At 57.8% G+C, this 18,890-nt stretch carries 23 protein-coding genes; 13 read left to right on the forward strand and 10 right to left on the reverse strand.

Features of this window, described 5'->3' with window-relative positions; genetic code table 11:
* A partial coding sequence (locus tag H6A60_RS02490; RefSeq protein WP_205101852.1) for a type ISP restriction/modification enzyme occupies positions 1-219 on the forward strand: 219 nt, incomplete at its 5' end.
* Between the two features lie 176 nt (positions 220-395).
* Here the strand turns inward: H6A60_RS02490 and H6A60_RS02495 are convergent.
* The 9 genes from H6A60_RS02495 to H6A60_RS02535 form a co-directional block, all read right to left on the reverse strand.
* Entirely contained in the window at positions 396-728 is a 333-nt protein-coding gene (locus tag H6A60_RS02495; protein WP_205101853.1) for a hypothetical protein, read from the reverse strand.
* Entirely contained in the window at positions 725-1,405 is a 681-nt protein-coding gene (locus H6A60_RS02500) for a Rha family transcriptional regulator (RefSeq protein WP_205101854.1), read from the reverse strand. The genes H6A60_RS02495 and H6A60_RS02500 overlap by 4 nt, the downstream gene beginning before the upstream one ends.
* Positions 1,406-2,063: 658 nt before the next feature.
* On the reverse strand, positions 2,064-2,654 hold the full coding sequence (mobC, locus tag H6A60_RS02505) for a plasmid mobilization relaxosome protein MobC (protein ID WP_205101855.1): 591 nt from the start codon (positions 2,652-2,654) through the stop codon (positions 2,064-2,066).
* Positions 2,638-3,744, reverse strand: coding sequence for a ParB/RepB/Spo0J family partition protein (locus H6A60_RS02510; protein ID WP_205101856.1), 1,107 nt, complete (start codon positions 3,742-3,744; stop codon positions 2,638-2,640). The genes mobC and H6A60_RS02510 overlap by 17 nt, the downstream gene beginning before the upstream one ends.
* Positions 3,744-4,568 (reverse strand): ParA family protein, encoded by an 825-nt coding sequence (locus tag H6A60_RS02515; RefSeq protein ID WP_005430285.1) that lies wholly within the window; start codon positions 4,566-4,568, stop codon positions 3,744-3,746. The genes H6A60_RS02510 and H6A60_RS02515 overlap by 1 nt, the downstream gene beginning before the upstream one ends.
* 1 nt (position 4,569) lies before the next feature.
* Positions 4,570-5,106, reverse strand: a complete 537-nt coding sequence (locus H6A60_RS02520) for a hypothetical protein (RefSeq protein ID WP_205101858.1) — start codon at positions 5,104-5,106, stop codon at positions 4,570-4,572.
* Positions 5,103-5,924, reverse strand: a complete 822-nt coding sequence (locus H6A60_RS02525; RefSeq protein ID WP_205101859.1) for an ATP-binding protein — start codon at positions 5,922-5,924, stop codon at positions 5,103-5,105. Before H6A60_RS02525 ends, H6A60_RS02520 begins: the two co-directional genes overlap by 4 nt.
* Positions 5,887-7,533, reverse strand: coding sequence for a hypothetical protein (locus H6A60_RS02530; RefSeq protein ID WP_205101860.1), 1,647 nt, complete (start codon positions 7,531-7,533; stop codon positions 5,887-5,889). The genes H6A60_RS02525 and H6A60_RS02530 overlap by 38 nt, the downstream gene beginning before the upstream one ends.
* Positions 7,534-7,591: 58 nt before the next feature.
* On the reverse strand, positions 7,592-8,311 hold the full coding sequence (locus H6A60_RS02535) for a hypothetical protein (protein WP_205101861.1): 720 nt from the start codon (positions 8,309-8,311) through the stop codon (positions 7,592-7,594).
* A gap of 295 nt (positions 8,312-8,606) precedes the next feature.
* Between H6A60_RS02535 and H6A60_RS02540 the strand changes: the two genes are divergently transcribed.
* The 10 genes from H6A60_RS02540 (at position 8,607) to H6A60_RS02585 (ending at position 16,534) form a co-directional block, all read left to right on the forward strand.
* The gene (locus tag H6A60_RS02540) at positions 8,607-8,825 is read left to right on the forward strand and encodes a helix-turn-helix transcriptional regulator (RefSeq protein ID WP_005430295.1); all 219 of its coding nucleotides are present in this window, start codon (positions 8,607-8,609) and stop codon (positions 8,823-8,825) included.
* A 1-nt stretch (position 8,826) separates the two neighbouring features.
* The gene (locus H6A60_RS02545) at positions 8,827-9,528 is read left to right on the forward strand and encodes a hypothetical protein (protein WP_239477540.1); all 702 of its coding nucleotides are present in this window, start codon (positions 8,827-8,829) and stop codon (positions 9,526-9,528) included.
* 144 nt (positions 9,529-9,672) lie between these two features.
* Positions 9,673-9,957: a TrbC/VirB2 family protein gene (locus H6A60_RS02550; RefSeq protein WP_205101862.1), complete on the forward strand. Its 285-nt coding sequence runs from the start codon at positions 9,673-9,675 to the stop codon at positions 9,955-9,957.
* 7 nt (positions 9,958-9,964) lie between these two features.
* Positions 9,965-10,267, forward strand: a complete 303-nt coding sequence (locus H6A60_RS02555) for a VirB3 family type IV secretion system protein (RefSeq protein ID WP_205101863.1) — start codon at positions 9,965-9,967, stop codon at positions 10,265-10,267.
* Positions 10,267-12,708: a VirB4 family type IV secretion/conjugal transfer ATPase gene (locus H6A60_RS02560; protein WP_205101864.1), complete on the forward strand. Its 2,442-nt coding sequence runs from the start codon at positions 10,267-10,269 to the stop codon at positions 12,706-12,708. The genes H6A60_RS02555 and H6A60_RS02560 overlap by 1 nt, the downstream gene beginning before the upstream one ends.
* Positions 12,705-13,070: a hypothetical protein gene (locus tag H6A60_RS02565; protein WP_205101865.1), complete on the forward strand. Its 366-nt coding sequence runs from the start codon at positions 12,705-12,707 to the stop codon at positions 13,068-13,070. Before H6A60_RS02560 ends, H6A60_RS02565 begins: the two co-directional genes overlap by 4 nt.
* A gap of 18 nt (positions 13,071-13,088) precedes the next feature.
* Positions 13,089-13,808 carry a TrbJ/VirB5 family protein gene (locus tag H6A60_RS02570; protein ID WP_205101866.1) on the forward strand — a complete coding sequence of 240 codons (720 nt, stop codon included), beginning with the start codon at positions 13,089-13,091 and terminating at the stop codon, positions 13,806-13,808.
* A gap of 9 nt (positions 13,809-13,817) precedes the next feature.
* Complete coding sequence (locus H6A60_RS02575; protein ID WP_205101867.1) at positions 13,818-15,488, forward strand: TrbL/VirB6 family protein; 1,671 nt, start codon at positions 13,818-13,820, stop codon at positions 15,486-15,488.
* Between the two features lie 2 nt (positions 15,489-15,490).
* A complete protein-coding gene (locus H6A60_RS02580) occupies positions 15,491-15,820 on the forward strand; it encodes a hypothetical protein (RefSeq protein WP_205101868.1) in 330 nt (109 codons plus the stop codon).
* Positions 15,821-15,823: 3 nt separating this feature from the next.
* A complete protein-coding gene (locus tag H6A60_RS02585; RefSeq protein ID WP_205101869.1) occupies positions 15,824-16,534 on the forward strand; it encodes a VirB8 family type IV secretion system protein in 711 nt (236 codons plus the stop codon).
* Between the two features lie 112 nt (positions 16,535-16,646).
* On the opposite strand, the gene H6A60_RS02590 is transcribed toward H6A60_RS02585, so the two are convergent.
* Positions 16,647-16,838: a helix-turn-helix domain-containing protein gene (locus tag H6A60_RS02590; protein WP_338054827.1), complete on the reverse strand. Its 192-nt coding sequence runs from the start codon at positions 16,836-16,838 to the stop codon at positions 16,647-16,649.
* 70 nt (positions 16,839-16,908) lie between these two features.
* On the opposite strand from H6A60_RS02590, the gene virB9 reads away from it, so the two are divergent.
* Positions 16,909-17,709 carry a P-type conjugative transfer protein VirB9 gene (gene virB9 / locus H6A60_RS02595; protein ID WP_239477542.1) on the forward strand — a complete coding sequence of 267 codons (801 nt, stop codon included), beginning with the start codon at positions 16,909-16,911 and terminating at the stop codon, positions 17,707-17,709.
* The gene (gene virB10, locus H6A60_RS02600) at positions 17,706-18,878 is read left to right on the forward strand and encodes a type IV secretion system protein VirB10 (RefSeq protein ID WP_005430322.1); all 1,173 of its coding nucleotides are present in this window, start codon (positions 17,706-17,708) and stop codon (positions 18,876-18,878) included. The genes virB9 and virB10 overlap by 4 nt, the downstream gene beginning before the upstream one ends.
* The last annotated feature ends 12 nt before the right edge of the window (positions 18,879-18,890 follow it).

An 18,890-nucleotide genomic window follows, 5' to 3' on the forward strand; every position in this document is an offset into this window, starting at 1 on the left:
GTCAACAAGAAGTCGGCGCTCGACTGGGTGGTGGAACGCGCTTGCGTCAGCATCGACAAAGCTTCCGGCATCGTGAATGACTTCAACGACTATGCGACCGAGATGGGCAGCGAACGCTACCCGTTGGACCTCTTCCTGAAGGTCATCACAGTCAGCCTGGAAACGATGAAGATCGTAAAGACTCTGCCCAAGCTCGAAATCCATCCATTGGATAGATGAACTTAAAGTTCAACCCGAGGCCGCAGGACTCGACCGCCAACGGCGGTGGTTGTGGCGAACTTGGGCGGACGTGTATACGTTTCGCCCCAAGTTCGCGATCCTGCCCTAGTCACCACAACCACCCTCATCCCTCTGAGGACCGTCGAAAAGTTTCCCGGGGAAACTTTTCGGGGCGCTCACGTGTCGCTCACGAAGGTCAACTCCGACGGCGTCTCGTCCGTCACGCATTCTGCGAGCGCTTCGCGCGCCCGGTACACGTACCGCTGCATGCCCCCAAGTAGTTCAAGGAGATTGGCCGCCACGACGCTGCCCTCTTCGAAGGCCTGGTCAGAAATGGCGCGGTGCAGCATGTCGATCGCCGCGTCGTTGAAGGCGATGATATGTCGATCAAGGGTGTCGATTCGCTCTGAAAGCACTTCGAGCTCGTCATTGGTGAGTTCATGGCCGTGCTGCTCGATGAAGGCGTACTCGTCGAACATCGGAAGATTGGTGATTTCAGCTCTCATCATTCAGCACCTCCCTGGCGAATACGATCCCACCGCGCCCTGGCTGCATTGCGCGCTTTAAGGCTGCGGCGGCGTTGCTTTTCCAACTCATCAGCGTCACAAGATTTCTCAAGCGCCTGCTGAAACGCGTTGAGTGCCGCCTGCAGTTGCGGCCCCGACGCAGGCACCTTTTGAATCGTCCCGACGACCTGCAGCACCGTGCCGATGGTCACGAGCTTGTCGCCCACATTCTCCGCGTCAATCTGGCCGGAAAGGCCTCGCAGCACACTTTCCGCAAGCGAATCGGTAGCAAGCACTATTCGCTCAGGTTGCGTTTGAGGAAAAGCCTTGTTCTCGAGAAGGGCTTGCTGTCGATTGAATTCGTCGATGTAGGCCCACTTGAATCTCGCGGCTTTCTCGCCGGTGTAACCCATGACAAGAAACGTGAAACCATCGCGGGTCAGCCGATAAGCCTTGCTCTTTACGGTTCCGCGTCCAAGGTTGCTGGGGCGCTCAATCTGTGTTTCGATGAAATTGTCCTTGCGATTCTCGGGCAGAGCGCGCAGGATCTCTTCGATGTCACGGATGACGTTGTCGTTTCGTTTTTCGAAAACAGCTGCAACGTTCGTTGAAAGTACGGTCGGAATACCGTCGACGATCTCAACGATCGGCGCAACGGTTCCTTTCATGACAGCTTGCATAGCAGTCTCCACTGGGAAAAAACTTCCTCGAGCCACTTTCCTAGGGTGGCGGGCGAGGCATTGCGGGGTAGGAAAACCGTCCAGTGGCACGGCCCAGCACAAGGCTGACCCGCAAGCCTCTCCCATAATGGAGATCTGCACCTTGAAGTGCTTGTGCGCCAACTCCTCAAAAATGAGGAACTAGCAGGCATGAAAAAAGCCGCGGAGAACAACTCCAAAATGCGGCTCACGCCACTGGTTCGGGTTTCCTAGGCCCGGCCTCCGTCGCTTTCACGGAGGACTTGCTTGAAGTATGCCTATCGGCTGCTTGCATTGTCAAGGCCGTTGGCTTGAATTGATGCTCCACAATCATTCAACTCATGCTCCGAGCATCCGCTGCATGCTTGCGAGCATTCTGCGCGTGCTTCGTCCGCGTTCAAGCAATTGTCGGTAGCAGGGAGAAACGTACGCGCACCGTGCTCTTCATCCCCGCCGCAAGCGCGGAAGATGCTTGCGTCCGCTCCCACTGCGTAGGCTCCCGGAACCTCCGTCCCGGGGCGATTCAGCATCCGTTTCCACCCGGTGACCATCCCCTTGTAGATCGTCACGAATCCATGTCCAGCAAGCTTCGGATTGGATTCTCGAAAGCCGGCGGCAAGCGCAAGCAATGCTTCTCTTTTCATGATTGGTTCTCCCTTGTAACTTCGACGAGCTTGCACCGAGCACGGCTTGCTTTGATGAGGCCGCCCACCTTACCGACAACATGCTCCATGCGGTTCGTTAGTGCCGTCGAAAGCTTGAGAAACTGCGCGGCTTCCGTTCCACGCAGACGGCCTGCCTTGGCTTCCTCGTTCAAGCGGCGGGCAATCTGATTGATGTTCACGCCGATCTTGCGCAGCTCCCAGGTCGCCGCATAGAGCGCCTGCGTTTCGTCTTTGGTGAACTGCGCCTCCGACGCAGCTGCCATTCGAATGAAGCCGATCACCAGCTGTTGGCGGCTCACGCCTTGAGCCTCCGCAATGCGCGTGAGAGCGGCGTTCTCGCTTTCTTTGAGCAGCAGCTTGAGCGCGTATGGCTTCGTCAGTTCCTCCTCGTCCACCGCCCGAAAGATCGTTCTCGCCGGGGCGGGAATCGCCAACGCCTTCATGATGAGCTCCCGCGCAAATCGAGAGCGCGTCTTTCCCGCGTACTGCGCGCGCTCGGTCAGTTCCGCCAAGGCAGCACCCTGAAGCCGGAGTGAAAGCACGGCGCTGTCATTCGTCTTGTCCATCTTCCACCCTCAGCAGCCGTACGCGTTCAACCTCCACCTCGACGGTCTCGGCATCGTCCTCATCAAGAAACTGCACCGTCACGAAACCATCGGGTGCGTGCTTGAGAATCAAAGCCGCTTCACGTCCGTCGACCACAACGACAACGCAGGGAAGACGCTTATTCGCGGAACGTGCGTCGACCGTTTCAACAGTCGCTTCGTCAAAGGACACCTCCGCTACACCGTCCTCTTCTTCAGAATCGGTTGGGGGCTCGAAGGACGCCGACTCTTCGTCTTCATCGGCACCAACGTCCCATTGCGCGGCCGTTTCCTCGGTTTCGACGACTCGCGGCTCTTCCGGAGTCTCTCCCTCTTCCTGGTTTTGCACCGCCTCAATAGGCTCTGCAGCCCCGGTGTCGAAGTCCTCGACCTCCGGTGCGTTGCCGATTCTCTTGACCGCCGCCATCGTCCACTCGAAGTCATCCGCCGCCTCCGAAATAGCGACGTCTACAGCCTCCGGCGTTTCTTTCCATTTGCGATAAAGCTCATAGGCGATCTTGATGGAGGGTACCTTCTGCGAACGAACGAGTTCGCGAATACTCTCTGGCATGTCGCCCCAAGCGGCGTAGCGCGTCATCTGCGGCTTGGAAATGCCCAGCTTCTTACCGATCGAAACGGCGGTTTCCCTCGCGCCGATACGGCCGGCAATGAAGTCGGCGATTTCGGCCGTCGTGAGCGCATCACGCTTGATGTTTTCAATCACCTGCAGGTAGCCGAGCTCAGCGTCATCGTGATCGGTCTCCAAGAGCACCGCCTTGATCGTGTGTACCCTGAGCAACTGCGAAGCCCGGTACCGGCGTTCGCCCGCTACGATGATGTAGCGGTCCAGAGCGTTCGGCTTTTTGCGAACGACGATGGGCTGCAGCAGTCCATAGGCTTCAATGGACTCAGCAAGGTCGCGCAACGTGTCCTCGTCAAAGTTCTTTCGCGGCTGCGACTCGTCTCGTTCGATTTTGTCGAGCGCAATCTCCAACACGCTGTTGCCGGGGTGGTGTCCGAGCGAGGAATAACCTTCCGTCATTGCCTTGAGTCTTGAAACGTCCAGTGCCATCACGCTTTCTCCTGCGGTTGTTGTTCGGCTCGGTTTTCAAGCCCCATTTGGTCGGCCATGGCTTCCCACACCTGTCGACAAATGCCCGACACGCGTTCCACTTTCGTGCGCGGGCCTTCCCATAGCGGTCGGCCGTCCCCTTGTGCCTCGGCAATGGCTGCTGCATTGGGAATCGCCGCAGGCTTGCCGCTCGGCAGCATGAAAAGGAATTTCCCGGCTCCGGTGAGAAGTGCATTGAGCCCGGCAATCTGGTAGGGCTTCTTTTCGACCAAGTTCGGCAGCAGTCCCAAAAGCTGCAGCTCCGGGTTCAAGCTCTCCTGCACACCGCGCACTTTGTTGAGGAGCTCAAAAACGCCGTCGAGCGACTCTTGTTTCAGTTCCAACGGGGCAAGAACGTGCGTGGCGTTTGCCATCGCAGCCGTAGCCCGTACGTCGGGCGACGGATTGGTGTCGATGACGCAGAGATCGAACTGGTCGTCGAGCGTCTCCAAGGCGTTGTTGAGGTTCAAAATGAACGTCTGGTGATTTGTTACGCCCGTGCGTTCGAGCTGCACCAAGTAGTTGTCCGCAGGCATCAGCACGAAGGGCGCATCAAGCTCTTCAGCACTCGGTACTTCCGCGTTCACAAGGAGCTTTCCGGTCGAAACCGTGGCGACGCAGCATTTGCCCGAATGCGTGAGCGTGTTGGTCGTGTTCCCCTGTTGGTCGAAGTCGAGCACCAGGACGCGCAGCCCGCGCTTGAGTGCGGCATAAAAGGCAAACTGGCAGGCCACCATGGATTTCCCGACACCGCCTTTCTCATTCATTATCGCGAGTCTCTTCATCTCAACCTCCGATCGCCATCACGGCGGACTTCAAGGCCTGCGTAGCCGCGTCTTCCACGGGCTGCACCGCAGCGGCCAACTTGGCGTTGGCGTCGCTCGCGATAGCGGCCTTACAGCGGGCGAGATTTGCGCTGTGTAGTCGCTGTACGAGTTCCGCCTGTTCCGGGGTCAGAAACGCAATGGTGTACTTGAGCCCGTAGGCCGTGTACTTTCTGCGCCACGATTGCTTGTAGCCGCGGGAGCGTTCGGCGTAGCCGCTCCCCCGCACCATGAATACGAGGCTGCCGTCTTCGGGCGCAGCCTGAATCTGCAGCTCCGCCAAATGGCCCTTTTGGTGGAGCTTGTTCACGGCGATCAGCAGTTCGCTTTCGGAGACCTGGTCATTCGGCATGCTGTGCTGCACGCTGTCGAGCAGCTGCCGCGCGGAAATCGGCGCGAGTTCGTGCTCCAAGTTCGGATGCAGCAATTCGATGGCGACCAAGGTTGCCTTTTCAATGCGGGTCGTGAGGCGTGTGGGTTTTCTGAGGCTATTCGTCATCGTTCACCTTCCTGAAAAAGTCCGTTTTCGTTCTGCTGATGGCGCTCTTGCCAAGGCGTCCAATCAAAGACGACCGTCCGGCTTCTCTCCTCCAATCGACGGCTGAGACGGTCGCTGTAGAGGCTGCAGAGCTCCGTTAAGCTCAGGTTTGAAATCCCGATCGTCGGCAGCAGGTTGCTGTAGCGCGTGTTGATCACCTTGAAAAGCAGTTCGCCGTCCTGGGGCTTGGCAATCGTTCCAATTTCGTCGAACACCAAAAGCGGGGCTCGGTAAACAGCGTTCAAAAGCTGCGCCTCGGTAAAGGGAGCGCTTTCCCCACTCGCACTTCGCCACGTTTGACGCACGCGGTCCCCCAGGTCACTCAGCGTGACGTAACAGCCGACAACGTCCGGAAATAGCGACTTGAGCACTCCGCAGGCGAGCTTGGTCTTTCCGGTACCGGCCGTTCCCGTGAAGAACAAACCCCGTCCTTCGCTTCGATAGCGATGGAAATTGCGCACGTATTCCTCGGCGATGCAGTAGGCGTCCCCCATGGCTGCATCGACCACCTCGAAGCTTTCAAGCGGCAAGTCGAAGGCTTTTGGGAGCCATTCTCCGAAAAGCACCCGATAGCTCCAAGCACGTCCTCGTGCTTCTTCGAGCTTGTCAAGCTCCGCCTGGCGCTTACGTTCCTCCTCCTCACACTTCGCGCAACCGAACCAAATCTCGTGCCCGAAGAGTTTTCGTCCGGCTTCGACGTACTCGCCGTGTTTTTTGCAGTAGCCCGATCGGCTCAGACGATCAGTTGCGGTGGCGTTTTGCAATTCGTGCTTTTGCATCTTCCACTCCGTAGTACTTGATTTGTTTGGCTGCCCTCAGGTCGCGCACAGGCTTCCCGGACGGACTGATGCCTTCCACGGCCTTGCCGGCCAGGAGCCACTCGTCACGAGCGTGTTCGAGCACCCGCTGCACCGCAGACCATTTCTGGTCTGGAAGGCAAAAGGGATTCGCGCCTTGCTGCAGAAACCGCTGTAACGCAGCGACTTCCTCTTCCTCCGTTTTCTTGGGAGCAGCCACCGGCGCAGCTTTGACGAGGCCGACGGGGGCTTTCGCCATGGCGGGAGGACCCGCCTTAGCCGCGGCCAATTCGTTCGTGCAGGCTGCGAGCAGGTAGCGAACGGCATAGGCAAAATCACCGGGCTTGTTGGCGATCACGCGATCGGCCACAACCTGAAGCTGCTCCAAGGACAGTCCTCCCCGGATCAAAGCCTCAAATTCGCCCCGGGCTTTCCGCAGCTGTCCTTCGGCAAAACCTCGCGCGCGCAATGCTTCGATCCACTGATTACTGATCTGATCTGATCCGATCGGATCAGAATCGGATATCGGATAAATCAGATCCGACGCGCGTACGTGCGCGCGCGTGAGTGCTTGTGAAGAAGCTTGGGAGGATGGGCCGGATTCTTGGAAAAGGTGCTCCGAGCTTTTCGCCTTCTCGGAGGAATGCTCGGAAGCTTCGTTGGCTTCAAGCTTTCCTTGTGCATCCTCGTTGTTTTCCTTGGGAGCAATCCTCGGGAGCACGCTTTCATGCGCCGAGCTTGAGCTTGGCGTGCTCGTCGATTCCGGGTGAGCGGGCACGTTTTCCGTCGAAGTTTGTGCTTGCGCATGCTCGGAATGCTCGCGCCATGCTTGCGGCTCCTCCGAATGCTCGGGAGCATGTGCGCTTTGCTCGACAGAAGCTTGGAGGATTGCGTCGTTTTCTTCTTGCGCATCCTTGCGCTGCTCGTGAGAATCAAGCTGTTGCTTGCGGGCTTCCTCGATAAGCCCGTGGGATTGCTCGGAGGAGGGGCGACCATGCTCCGCTGCTTGTTCTATCTGCTGCTGACGTCGCCGTTCTCGCTCGCGCTTCCACCGAGCTTTTGAAGCTTTGGAGGCCTTTTGGCTGCGGCGAATCCGCTTTTCTTCTTCCTCTTGATTGTCCGCTTCGGTTGTCGCGTGCGTTGCATCGCTCGCACCGCTTGAAGCGGTGCCGTTCACCATCTCGTCATGCAGCAACTGCGCTTCGGCTGAAAACAAATGCCCTTCAGGCGACTCCTCAAAGAAGACGGAGAGCACGGCCTCCAAATCACGCGCCGGCATGTCTGCGTACAGCATCGCAACCTGGTCTTTTCGCAATTTCTGGCCCACTGCCAGGCGCAGCGTCAGCGAGTCCAAGATTCCGAGCTGAATCGTTGTGAGTCCCAGCCTGCGGCAAATGAAGGGCAGCAAATCCCGGAGCATAGAGGCGTTCCTGATCTGTGTTTGTAAGTATTCCGCAGTCCAATTTATCACAAAATCAAGAATTTTGTACTTTGACTTACGCAGTTTTCGCTTACAAAATAGAATTCTCGCCCCATCAAAATCCGTTACAAAGTCGATCAGAAGACATGCAAAACCTAGCTTTGCGTACAAAAATGCCGCCCGAAGGCGGCAGAGTGTCAGAGGTCAGAAAAAGCGCGATGACGGTCGATCAGAGCCGGAACCCTTTCCATCCATAGATCGCCTGTCCGACGATGGCGACGCCATCGAGCGAAGGCTTTTCTTCGTGGAGCGAGTCGTCAGCGGAGATCAAGAACTGCCCGTCAATCCCCTGGCGAATTTTCACCAAGAGGTCGTTGCCGTTCACGCGAATGAGGTAGAACCCCGGCTTGGTGAACTGACGGACATTGGTGTCTACGATCAGGATCGTGTCACGAGGAATCTCGGCAAACGCATCGCTGTCGGCCTCATGAAAGCGAAGCCCGGAAGGGTCATGAGTCGCGCCGCCGGGCGCACCGATGATTTTGTCAAAGAAACGATTTCCCATTTCAATAAAGTCCTTTTTAGGGTTAAGCGGTGAAGAACCGCCTGTCCCAACCGGCTTCTCGATCGGGGAAATTTTGATCGTACCGTCATCGTCGTCCTGACCAAAAGGAACGTTGATCACCGCAACGGAGTTGCCGTCCGAGTGTTCAACATCAAACCAGCCTTCCCCCAAACGCAATTGCTTTTCCAGGGATCGCGCAAGGTTCTTTCCCATCCGACGGACGTTGTGGTTCACCGTGTTGACCGTCTGATTGCGAATCTGACTGAGCGAAGAGTCCGTACGCGGACGCCCCGTTAGCTGATTGATTCTTGCGATCGATCCATAGACATCAATCAAGATGTTCAGGTTTTCACGTCGAATGTCATAGATGCTCTTTTCAGTCACAGCCGGCCTCGTGTTTGTCAAGGAATCGGAATTTTCGTAATTCCTTTATATAACAAATTTTGAGAAAACGGCCAAGTTTGTACGTTTCTTGCAGTGTGCAGTGTTAGTAAGACTTACTAATGTGTTGTATGATACGGGAAATTTCTCCCGATACGTAACTTCAAGACACCTTGGTCGTTCTCATTGACGCGTTCGAAAGCGACTTCGATAAGGAGCTCGTGAAGTTACGTTCTTCACCCCGCGTCCGGTAACGGGTCGATCGACCGGTTACCGGAAAGAACCCCTTGAGGCACGTATGGCTGAAACCTCTCTGAGTTCCATCTCCTTTCTGACCGCCAAGCAAGTTGCGCAAATTTTTGGCGTGACGCCCAAGACGATTTATGCCTGGGTTCGTGCCGACCGCGGCTTTCCGAAACCCGTGCGGCAGCGCAAGCGCTACACGCGCTGGGACTCGCGAGACATCCTCGCGGAGCTCAATCGCCGACCGCTTGAACCCCGCACTTCGGAGGGCTGATATGGTCAAAGGCCTTCTAGCGGCGACGCTCCTTTCGTCTCTATTGACCGGCTCCGCTTTCGCAGCTGCAACTGGCCCGGTTTCCACCAACAGCGACGCGCTCTACCCTGCCGATCAACTCATGACGGGCGACGACCGCTGGGGTTGTGAGCTGCTTTTGTGCCTCGCGAACCCCAACGGTTGGAAGTCCGTGAGCGAATGCCATCCCCCCGTAGAGAAATACATCGACTGCTCAACCAAACGCCACAACCCATGCTCGATGCCTGGTTGTCCGCAATCGGGCGAAGGGAACTATGCCCAACGCAACGACGGCCGCTACGACCCGTGCATGTTGCTGGGCGACGGCTACGAGGAAGCGCCGCGCGGATACCTCCTGCAGGGCGTCTTGTCAAGCAGCGAGTTCTCGCGCTCCGGCAACCGGTACTACGCCAAGAAGCCTTCGAAATACAACTACGACGGCGAATACGAAAGCTGCGATAGCGACGGCCATTGCACCACGGTGAGCTCTAAAGCCTGCGTGAGGCCCGCCGACTATCAGGGCATCGCGTATGAGCGCTACAGCTGCAAGGACTCCGACGGCTACTCACGGACGTGCTACCGACAAGTTCTCGTCTATTCAGCCATCTCCTGGCAGAACGCGCAGCCGCCACGGGCCATCGACGTCTACATCGAAGGGAAGCTCTACAACCGCGTGCACTACTAAGCCGAGCTCCCGAAGGAATTCCGGGGAATTGCCACAGGGACGCTTTGGTTGCGTTTCGCAAATCAAAGCGTCCCGCCCGGATCTCCGTTTTCACTTTTCCGGCTGCATCAGCAGCCTCCAACCCTTAGCCGTGAGGACTTCACTATGAAACTCAACCGCTTTCAAAAAATTCTTCCCCTGGCCCTTCTGACTGCCATTGCAACCGAGCCCGCGCTCGCTGCGGCCGGCACGCAGTCGGTCACCAACTTCTTCAACACGATCGAAGGGACGCTGCAGACCGTCTCGCTCGTCGTGGTGACGATTTCGGTCATGTGGGCCGGTTTTCGCGTGCTTTTCATGGGGAACGCCTTCCAGGAAGTCGCAAAGCCCCTCTTGGGCGGCATCATGATCGGCTCGGCCGGTTGGATCGCCTCCCTTTTCGTGGGTTGATTTCAAGATGCGAACCTCACCGATCTTCAAAGGCGCAACACGGCCGGCGTGCGTCATGGGCATTCCTATCAAACCGTTTGTGGCGGTTTGCGGCCTGGGACTCTTGCTGGGCTTTTGGGTGTGGATGCCGCTCATTCTGTTGGTCCCCGTGGCGCTGCGCATCATGTCGCAGATCACCGCCAAGGACGACCAAGCCTTCCGGCAGCTATGGATCAGTTGGCAAACCCGTCATGTCGGGCAGCTCAACAAGCGCCTTTGGGGATCGGTCGCAAGCCTTGCCCCGACCGACTACAAACGTAAGGAGCGCTGATGTTCACCGATAAAGCCGCTCAGATGCGTCGAGAACGAGCCATCGACAAATTCATCACGCTCTCGAGCGTCGTCGATGACGGCATCGTTATGTCCCGAAACGGCTCGCTCATCGCCACGATTCGCGTTGAAGGGATTCCTTTTGAGACAGCCGACGATGAGTTTCTCAACCGGCGCGCCGACCAGCTGAACGTCTTGCTGCGCATGATTGCAACCGACGACACGGCCATTCAGATTCACCGCATTCGGCGCTTCGTTCGGGATCGACTCTCTGAACCTTCCGCACCGGGCTTCGCACGCGACTTTACGCTCGCCTACAACAATCTGGTGGACCAAAAGCCGCTCATAGCGACGGAGCTCTACGTCACGCTTATCGAGCGCGACCTTGCGCCCCGCAGCAAGGCACGTAGCGTCGAGATTGTGGAAGAAGCGCTCATGGAGCGCCTCAAGAACTTTCGCAATCGCGTCGAAACGCTTCTGCAGTCGCTGGGCAAATACGGCCCGCGGCACCTCAAAGAAACGGAGGTGGCGGGCGTTCGATTCTCGGAGCAGCTCTCCTTCTACAACTTTCTGTTGACGGGCTGCTGGCAGCTGGTCCGCATCCCGTCTTCGCCGCTCTATCAGGCGCTCGGAAACGTTCAGGTCTTCGTCGGCAGCGACGTGCTCGAACTGCAGTCGCTGGAAGGCCGCAAGTTCGCGCAAAGCGTCGAAATCAAGGACTACGCCCTCGAAACCTTCTCGGGCATTCTGGACGATCTGCTCTACCAGAAGTCCGCCACGCGATCGCAGTCCGCGCACTACCCCTTCATTGAAACGCAGACCTTCGCCTTTCTCTCCAAGACCAAGGGACTCAAGGCTTTGCAGCTGCAGCAAAAGCAGCTTCTTTCGTCGAAGGACGCAGGGCGCACGCAAATTCTGCAGATGTCGGCCGCCATGGACGGCGTCGCCAACGGCCTCTTTGTCATGGGCGAATACTCGTATTCGCTTCTCGTCATCGGGGACACGGAAGCCGAAGCGCGAAGCTACGCGCAACGTGCCGTCAATTCGCTCGCCGACAGCGGCCTGCTGCCGTTTATCTCCACGCACGCACTCGTTGGGAGTTACTTGAGTCAACAGCCCGACGCCTGGCCGGAACGTCCGCGTCTGGCTACGCTTACGAGCGTCAATTTTGCGCACCTCGCGCCGTTGCACAACTTTCCGCAAGGGAAACGCAACGGCAACCCTTGGGGCGAAGCGTTGGCGCTCCTGCGCACGCCAAGCGGTCAGCCCTTTTACTTCAACTTTCATACCTCAAAGCCCGGCGAAAACGCCTTTGACAAAAAGACGCTTGCCAACACGACGATCATCGGCACGTCGGGCTCGGGCAAAACGGCGACGCTCAATGCGCTCCTTGCCCTGGCGCAAAAGTATCGCGATGTGGACCATCCGCTCACGACCATCTACTTCGACAAGGATCGCGGTGCGGAAATCGCGGTCCGAGCGTTGGACGGCGGCTATCTCACGATCCGCAATGGGGAACCGACGGGGTTCAATCCTTTTCAGTTGGAGCCGACGCCCGCCAACGTGCAGTTTTTGAATAAGTTCATCCGTCTCATCCTCTCGATGGATGGACTGCCCATCACGCCGGAAGACGAAGAGAAGATCGCGGGAGCGGTCGCCGCCGTTATGTCCATGCGAAAGGAACACCGCCTGTTCCGAGTGCTCCTTGAAAACATGACCGAAGGAGCTACGCGAGAGGAAATTGCTCGCTCGGTACCCAAGCGCCTCAAGAAGTGGGTCGCGGGCGGGGAGCTCGCCTGGGTCTTTGACAACGAAACGGACACGCTCGACTTCAACACGCATCCCAACTTCGGCATCGACGGCACGGAATTTCTCGACAACCGCAGCATCCGCTCGCCGATTGCTTTCTACCTGCTGCATCGCTTGGAAGAAGTGATTGACGGCCGCAGGATGTTTTTCATCATGGATGAGTTTTGGAAGTGGCTACTCGACGAAGCCTTCTCCGACTTTGCCTTCAACAAGTTGAAAACCATCCGAAAACAAAACGGCTTCGGAGTCTTTGCCACGCAAAGCCCTTCCGACGTACTCTCGAGCCCCATTGCCAAAGCGGTGATCGAGCAGTCGGCCACGCAGATTTTCCTTCCCAACCCCAAAGCAAGCCGTGAGGACTATGTCGACGGCTTCAAGGTGAGCGACGTCGAATTCGAAATCATCCGCGCCCTGCCGGAAGACTCGCGAACGATGCTCATCAAGCAGGGGACGACTTCCGTTCTCTGTCTGATGGACCTCGGCCCCATCGGATGGTCACTCAAGGTGCTCTCGGGTTCCACAGACGCCATTCACTTCGCGGAAGACCTTCGCCGTGCGGTGGGCGAGTCGCCCTCCGCGTGGCTGCCGTACTTCCTCGGACAAAAACAATTTTCTGCATCGGATTCGCTATGACGCACGCCTTTCGCACCTTCACGTTGACCGCCGGCTGCCTTCTCTTGGCAGCTGGGTCGATCACCACAGCCGCCACGCTGCCGCACAAGTACGACCGTGCGCAGGTGGAAGCGTTCGTCGACGGTCTCGCCGTGGACGAACTCGGTTGCTCCATGAACGCCTCGGCCGACTTTTCCGCGCTCACGGAAGACTGGCTGATGGAGGACTACTTCGAGAAAGACGCGCAAGCCATTTGGGAGAAGTGGGCCGCCTTCCAAGGTCGTTGCAAAGCCAAGTTCGGCAAATCAAACACCGGCTGGAACAAGGCCTATCGCTACCGCTTTCACAAGGAAAGCCGCTGGAATGAGCTGCGCGGCCAATAACCCCCTCAAGGAGGTCGTATGAAAAAGCGCCTTTGCACTCTGGCTACCCTCTTCGTGATCAGCAACGCCATGGCTACCGGCATTCCCGTCTTTGACGGAGCGGCCGCGACGAACTTCATAACGCAGTGGACGCAGATGCTCAAGGACTACCAAATGCTCACGCAGCAGTACAACCAGGCGGTCCAAATCTACGACCAGGCCGTCTCGACGTACGACTCTATGACCGGCAGCCGCGGTTTCGGCATGCTGCACCATTCGCAAAACTGGATTCGCCTGATGCCCGAATCGCTGCAGGAGAACTTCAACCGTACGTTTTCGGACGGCTTCAGTGCTCTCTCCTCGCGAGGCCGCTCGGTCTACGAAAGCATGAATCTAGAAGCCCGGTGCGCAGAGTGGGACGGCGCCGCACTCGAAGGCTGCCGCAACGAACAGGCCGTAGCGGCCGAGTACATGGCGAGTCTTCAAGAAATCGACAACGTGACTTCGCAGATTCTCACGGAAGTGCAGGGGCTCATGGGAGAGATCAACCGCACGTCGGACATGAAGGGCGCAAGCGAACTGCAGGCGCAGATTCAAGCGAAGATGGCGTCGCTTTCCGCAGCCCGCGCACAAGCATCCGTTCAGCTCGCGCAAATGCAGTCGATGCAACGCGAAGCAGCACGCCGCGAAACCGAACGACTTCACCGGTCGTCCTTCAGCGAGGTCAGTGAAGACGAAATCGAAGCGCTCTGCCGCTAAAGGGGGCTCATGTACTTCGCATCCTTTGGTGAAGAGGTCCTAAACGCCATCAGCAGCTTTGCTTCGCAGGCGTCGTCCGCCCTCATTGATGAAATCCGCATTCCGCTGCTGACTTGCCTCACGATCTACTTCCTGATCAAGGGCTACCTGATTACCTACGGACGGATCGATTCTCCACTTTCCGACTTCGTCCTGACGGCGGGCAAAATTCTGCTCGTCACGTACTTCGGCCTTAACGCGCTCAACTACGTCAACGACGTGATTCCGGCGATCCGCGGCCTGGAAAACATGCTTGTGGGCATCCTTCGTTTGCCAGGTGCGGGAAATGTCGACACACAAGGGGCCTGGACGGCCATTGACGACATGTGGAAGCAGCTCATGCTCGTCACCAACGTCGCCCTTTCCACCGCGGGAAAAGTTTCGGTCGTATCTGCTTTCGGCACGTGGTTATCGCTTTTCTTCCTCGGTCTTTTGATGGCCGCCATTTCGGTGGCGCTCACCTTTGCGGCCACGGGTGTCCTCATCATCAATGAGATTTCGCTCACCCTGGCTTTGGCCTTCGGGCCGCTCTTCATCTGCTGCCTGATGTTTCCGGCCGTTCGCAGTTGGTTCGATGGTTGGATCAAAGCGGTTGTGACCTACGTGTTCTGCTCGGTACTGGTCGCGGCCGTCATCTTGCTCGTGACAAACATCTTTCACTCGTTTGCCACGGACCTTTTGAATTCGTTGCGCGCTTATGAAAGCGGCCGGCCACTCATCAGCGTCTGGCTGCCGGTGCTGAAGTTCTCCGTACTCGGCCTCGCATTGACGTCGCTCGTCAAGCTTGTTCCGAGCATCGCTGCCGCCATCGTGGGCGGTGTTGCCCTACAGGCTGCCGGATTGGGGCAAATGATGAATGACACCTGGCGTGGTGCTCGTGACATCACCGGCGGCTTTGTCAACGGCATGGGAAAAGGATCGGGCAGCACGGATCTTCAGAACTACTCGAGAAGTCACCTGATGAGCCGTGACGGCTTCGGCGAACACGGCACGGTCGGCGCTGCAGCTTTCGGAGCTGCTCTGGGCGGCTCGTACCGATTGGGCCGAACACTTCTGAGCGTCATGCAAAACGAAACGGCCGTGCAATCCATGGCCTCGAATTCTCAAAACACAACGACGACGGCCGCTCCTCGCACCACCGCCACGAACCAACAGGCCGCTCAAGCGAGAACAGCCCCGGTGTCCACCAGCGTAACGGCTTCGGCGGGTTTGGCTGCATCTTCGAGCCCGTCCGCACCGAGCTTCACCCGACAGGAAACGCCGGAAGAAACCCTCGCCCGCATGAACGCAGCTGCTGCAGCACGACAAAGCGAGCGGGTTGCGCAGTTCGCTGCACAGGACGCAGCTTTCCGCGCTGAACAGTACGCGTCAGTCTCGGCAACGACCACGGCCCCGCAAACCACCACACCCGCAGCGGGCTTCACGACGCAGTCGCAGGAGGCGGCAGCAACGCCGACCGGACACTCCGCTTCCACCTCCATGGCCGAGCGAGTGGCAGCCGGCACGTCTGCAGCGACGACCTCGCCGACTTCTGAAACCGCATCGTCTCAAGAGCCTCCGGTTGAACGCCACCAGGCTCCCAATGAAGACGTCGCCCGAACCAATGCCGACATTCTTCGAGACCGACTTTCCAAGAGTTGACTATGAAATCCCTTCAGACAATCTGTTGCGCCTTGGCGCTGACTTCGCTCTTTCTCACCGGCTGCGGAGCTCCCAAGCCGCCGCTCCCCTCAGGAGAGCGCATTCCGGTCAACAGCACTCACGCATCACAAACCGCGACTCGGTCACGCCTCGCGGATGAGCCGCCCTCCTTAGATCCCTTTGAAAAGCCCGCAGTTGCTCCCGTGGTTGTGCCGCTCAGCGATTCGATTTTGCCCAATGCCGTCTCGGAAAGTTCTCCGGTGGTGCTTCAGGCAGCCCCTGTGGAAGAAGGCCTTTCCCCGGTCGAGGATGATCAGAACGCCAAGGAGTAACGCATGTTCGGACGAAAGAAGAAAAATCAGACGACGGCCACTGAGGCACCCGAGAAAGACGCCAAGTACGCCGATGCGATCGGCTGGGAGTCGTCGCGCCTTTCCTTGGCTGAAAAGTCGGAAGCCCGGGCCTGGCTCACGGCGAAAATTCTGGGCGCAACCAACATTGCCCTGGTGGCGGCCATCGTCATCATGATGCCGCTCAAAGAGACGCTCCCCTACGTCATCGAAGTCGACAAGTCAACCGGAATGTCGACCATCCTCTCGGTTGCCAACGCCGAAGAAATACCGGTCTCGGAAGTCATGGACAAGTACTGGCTTTCCGAGTACGTCCAAGCGCGCGAAGCCTACGACTACCGCACGCTGGAAAACGACTACATCAAGACGCGCGAACTCTCGATGCCCAACGTTTTTGAACCGTACTCGCGTCAGTTCGGAACGGACAAAAACTCCATGGAGCAAACGATCGGCGACACCAAGCGCATCCTCGTTGAGCTCTTGAGCGTCGTCCCGAACGGCAACGGAATTGCAACCGTGCGTTTTCGCAAAAAGCTCGTGGATACGCAAACCGGGCAACCCGAAGGGGCGGACGTCTGGACCGCGCGCATTGGATACGAATACGTGCCGACTTTCAAGGTGGAAGAAGCCAAGCGGCTTATCAATCCATTCGGCTTCAAGGTCACGACCTACCGCGTCGATCAGGAACTGAAGTGAGCGTCTTTATGAATCAGACGAACGAAATTACCACGCGCTTGCCTAATGCCTTGGCGTATCGCGTCAGAGTGCGGCCAGAAGGGAGTCTGCCTCGCATCAAATTACTTTCAAGTCAAGCCACTGCTGACTGCGTCGTTCCCATGCGGGCAGCAACGTCAGCCTGCGTAAGCCCAGCCGATGCACGAGCCGCGATGATTTTGTCGAGCTCGGCAAGTTCGGCGTTGGCTTCTTCCCATTCCTTGCGGAAGTTCGGATCAGACAAAGACTTGCTCAACATATCGCGCCACGTTTTCGTTGCCTTCATGATGCGGACCTCCTATGTACTCAACCGCACTTCGGGTTATAGCAAAAAAGCGATAATCCCCGTAGTTCTTATGGCGCTCTTCGCTTGCAAAAGCGCTCTTGCTCTGGATACGCCCACCGTCAGCAAGCTCGATCGGCGACTCTACACAACAGCCTACGAAGAGAATCAGGTTTATCCGATTTACGCGGTGAACGGCCTTGTGACTTCCATCGTTTTTGCGGAGGACGAAAAAGTCGACGTTCACACCTCGGGCTTTTCAACGGCCTGGGAGTTCGCCGCCCGCGGCAATCACTTCTTTTTGAAGCCCCGCGCCAAAGAAGGCAGCACCAACCTCGTCGTGGTCACGAACAAACGTACCTACCACTTCGACCTTCGCCTGGGGTGGAACCGCAAGACCGCCACCTACGAGTTGGCCTTCACCTATCCGGAAGAAGAAGCGGCTAAGCGAGTGGCTGCCACCGAAAAAGAACGCGTGGAAGCCCAACTGAAAACCTCGGCCACCAAGCCCGCTGCTGCCGCCGAAGCGCCGGCTTCCAACCGCGACTACACCATGAATTTCGGTGAAGCTAAAACCTCGCGCAGCATTGCACCCGTGGAAGCGTTCGACGACGGACGCTTCACCTATCTTCGTTTTGGTAAAAGCAGCGATTTCCCCTCGGTCTATCGCGTCGTGGACGAGACGGAAACGTTGCTCAACGCGCATGTAGAAGGCGATTGGCTCGTGGTGCACGGCATCTATGAAGCCCTTCGCCTGCGAGCCGGGCAAGCCGTCGTCGGGCTCTACAACGAAAACTACACAGGTGGAGGAGCCGACACGGAAGCCGGCGTCTCAGTACCCGGCCTGCGTCGTGTTTCGGTGGGAGGTCAATGATGTTCGATAAGAAAAAGGAAGAGACAGCTGCGCCCGAGCCGTCGGATCTCGCCGCCGGTATTCCCTCCGTCGCCGGAAAGCGCAGCACCGGCAGCAAACAATCAGCGTTCTTACTCTTTGCCGCCTGTGTCGTCGTAGGTTTCATCGGCATTGCCGCCTGGCAATTCAAGGGAACACTGCTGGGCTCGGATGAGGCGGAAGTCGTTCCGGAAAACGACCTCAACGTCTACACGAGTTCGAAATCTTTGACCGTGCCGCCGGTACCGCCCAAGAGAGCGGAACCTAAGCCCGAGCCGGATCCGGTCGTCAAAGAAGAACCGGAGGAAAAGCCGCCGCTGCCTACCACCCCGCCGCCGTTGCCGGTGCAACCTGTTGCCGTGGCACAGCCGGTGCAACCGCAAAAGCAGGAACCAACACTCGAAGAGCGTCGATTCGCCGCCCCACTTATGAGTGCGAACAGTGACGGTCCTTCTGCAGCACCTGTGCAAGGGGCACCGGACGACATGGACAGCGCCCCACGGGGAGATGGCGGACGTCTTGGCAGCATGCTTTCCGCCGTCGACACGCCCGGCGTACGGGCCCGCAGAATGCCAAATCGCACTTTCCTCCTTCCCAAAGGTACTTTCATTGACTGCATCCTGGAAACCAAAGTGGACACAACGGTTCCAGGCATGACGAGCTGCGTCATCCCTAGACCGCTTTATTCCGCCGACGGCAAAGTACTGCTCATTGAACGCGGCTCCAAGGTGATCGGTGAATACAAGGGGGCAGTCGAAAATGGGCTCAACCGCATCTTCGTTTTGTGGACGCAGCTACAGACACCGACCGGCGTGCGCATCAACCTCGACTCGCCCGGCACCGACGAAATGGGCGGAAGCGGCCTCTCCGGACATGTCGACTACCACTGGTGGAAGCGCTTTGGAAACGCCTTGCTCTTCAGCCTGATCCAAGACGGCTTCGAATTTGCCGGCAATCAGGCTTCCGACAACAACGGCGGCGTCAACTACTACCAGAACTCGCAGGACGGCATGGAAGAAATCGTCCGGGAAGCCATGCGTCAGTCAGGGAACATCCCGCCGACCCTCACTCGGAACCAAGGTTCGCGAATCGGCATCTTCGTGGGCCGCGATTTGGACTTTTCTTCTGTCTACGGGCTTGCGCTTCGTTGATGCCAAGGAGAG

The organism is Sutterella massiliensis, assembly GCF_016899755.1.
Classification (GTDB): domain Bacteria; phylum Pseudomonadota; class Gammaproteobacteria; order Burkholderiales; family Burkholderiaceae_F; genus Sutterella; species Sutterella massiliensis.

Bases quoted from the DNA above. Each gene is read 5' to 3' on its own strand.
- H6A60_RS02495 (WP_205101853.1), bottom strand. From the start codon at position 728: ATGATGAGAGCTGAAATCACCAATCTTCCGATGTTCGACGAGTACGCC.
- H6A60_RS02500 (WP_205101854.1), bottom strand. From the start codon at position 1,405: ATGCAAGCTGTCATGAAAGGAACCGTTGCGCCGATCGTTGAGATCGTC.
- mobC (WP_205101855.1), bottom strand. From the start codon at position 2,654: ATGGACAAGACGAATGACAGCGCCGTGCTTTCACTCCGGCTTCAGGGT.
- H6A60_RS02510 (WP_205101856.1), bottom strand. From the start codon at position 3,744: ATGGCACTGGACGTTTCAAGACTCAAGGCAATGACGGAAGGTTATTCC.
- H6A60_RS02515 (WP_005430285.1), bottom strand. From the start codon at position 4,568: ATGAAGAGACTCGCGATAATGAATGAGAAAGGCGGTGTCGGGAAATCC.
- H6A60_RS02520 (WP_205101858.1), bottom strand. From the start codon at position 5,106: ATGACGAATAGCCTCAGAAAACCCACACGCCTCACGACCCGCATTGAA.
- H6A60_RS02525 (WP_205101859.1), bottom strand. From the start codon at position 5,924: ATGCAAAAGCACGAATTGCAAAACGCCACCGCAACTGATCGTCTGAGC.
- H6A60_RS02540 (WP_005430295.1), top strand. From the start codon at position 8,607: ATGGCTGAAACCTCTCTGAGTTCCATCTCCTTTCTGACCGCCAAGCAA.
- H6A60_RS02545 (WP_239477540.1), top strand. From the start codon at position 8,827: ATGGTCAAAGGCCTTCTAGCGGCGACGCTCCTTTCGTCTCTATTGACC.
- H6A60_RS02550 (WP_205101862.1), top strand. From the start codon at position 9,673: ATGAAACTCAACCGCTTTCAAAAAATTCTTCCCCTGGCCCTTCTGACT.
- H6A60_RS02555 (WP_205101863.1), top strand. From the start codon at position 9,965: ATGCGAACCTCACCGATCTTCAAAGGCGCAACACGGCCGGCGTGCGTC.
- H6A60_RS02560 (WP_205101864.1), top strand. From the start codon at position 10,267: ATGTTCACCGATAAAGCCGCTCAGATGCGTCGAGAACGAGCCATCGAC.
- H6A60_RS02565 (WP_205101865.1), top strand. From the start codon at position 12,705: ATGACGCACGCCTTTCGCACCTTCACGTTGACCGCCGGCTGCCTTCTC.
- H6A60_RS02570 (WP_205101866.1), top strand. From the start codon at position 13,089: ATGAAAAAGCGCCTTTGCACTCTGGCTACCCTCTTCGTGATCAGCAAC.
- H6A60_RS02575 (WP_205101867.1), top strand. From the start codon at position 13,818: ATGTACTTCGCATCCTTTGGTGAAGAGGTCCTAAACGCCATCAGCAGC.
- H6A60_RS02580 (WP_205101868.1), top strand. From the start codon at position 15,491: ATGAAATCCCTTCAGACAATCTGTTGCGCCTTGGCGCTGACTTCGCTC.
- H6A60_RS02585 (WP_205101869.1), top strand. From the start codon at position 15,824: ATGTTCGGACGAAAGAAGAAAAATCAGACGACGGCCACTGAGGCACCC.
- H6A60_RS02590 (WP_338054827.1), bottom strand. From the start codon at position 16,838: ATGAAGGCAACGAAAACGTGGCGCGATATGTTGAGCAAGTCTTTGTCT.
- virB9 (WP_239477542.1), top strand. From the start codon at position 16,909: ATGGCGCTCTTCGCTTGCAAAAGCGCTCTTGCTCTGGATACGCCCACC.
- virB10 (WP_005430322.1), top strand. From the start codon at position 17,706: ATGATGTTCGATAAGAAAAAGGAAGAGACAGCTGCGCCCGAGCCGTCG.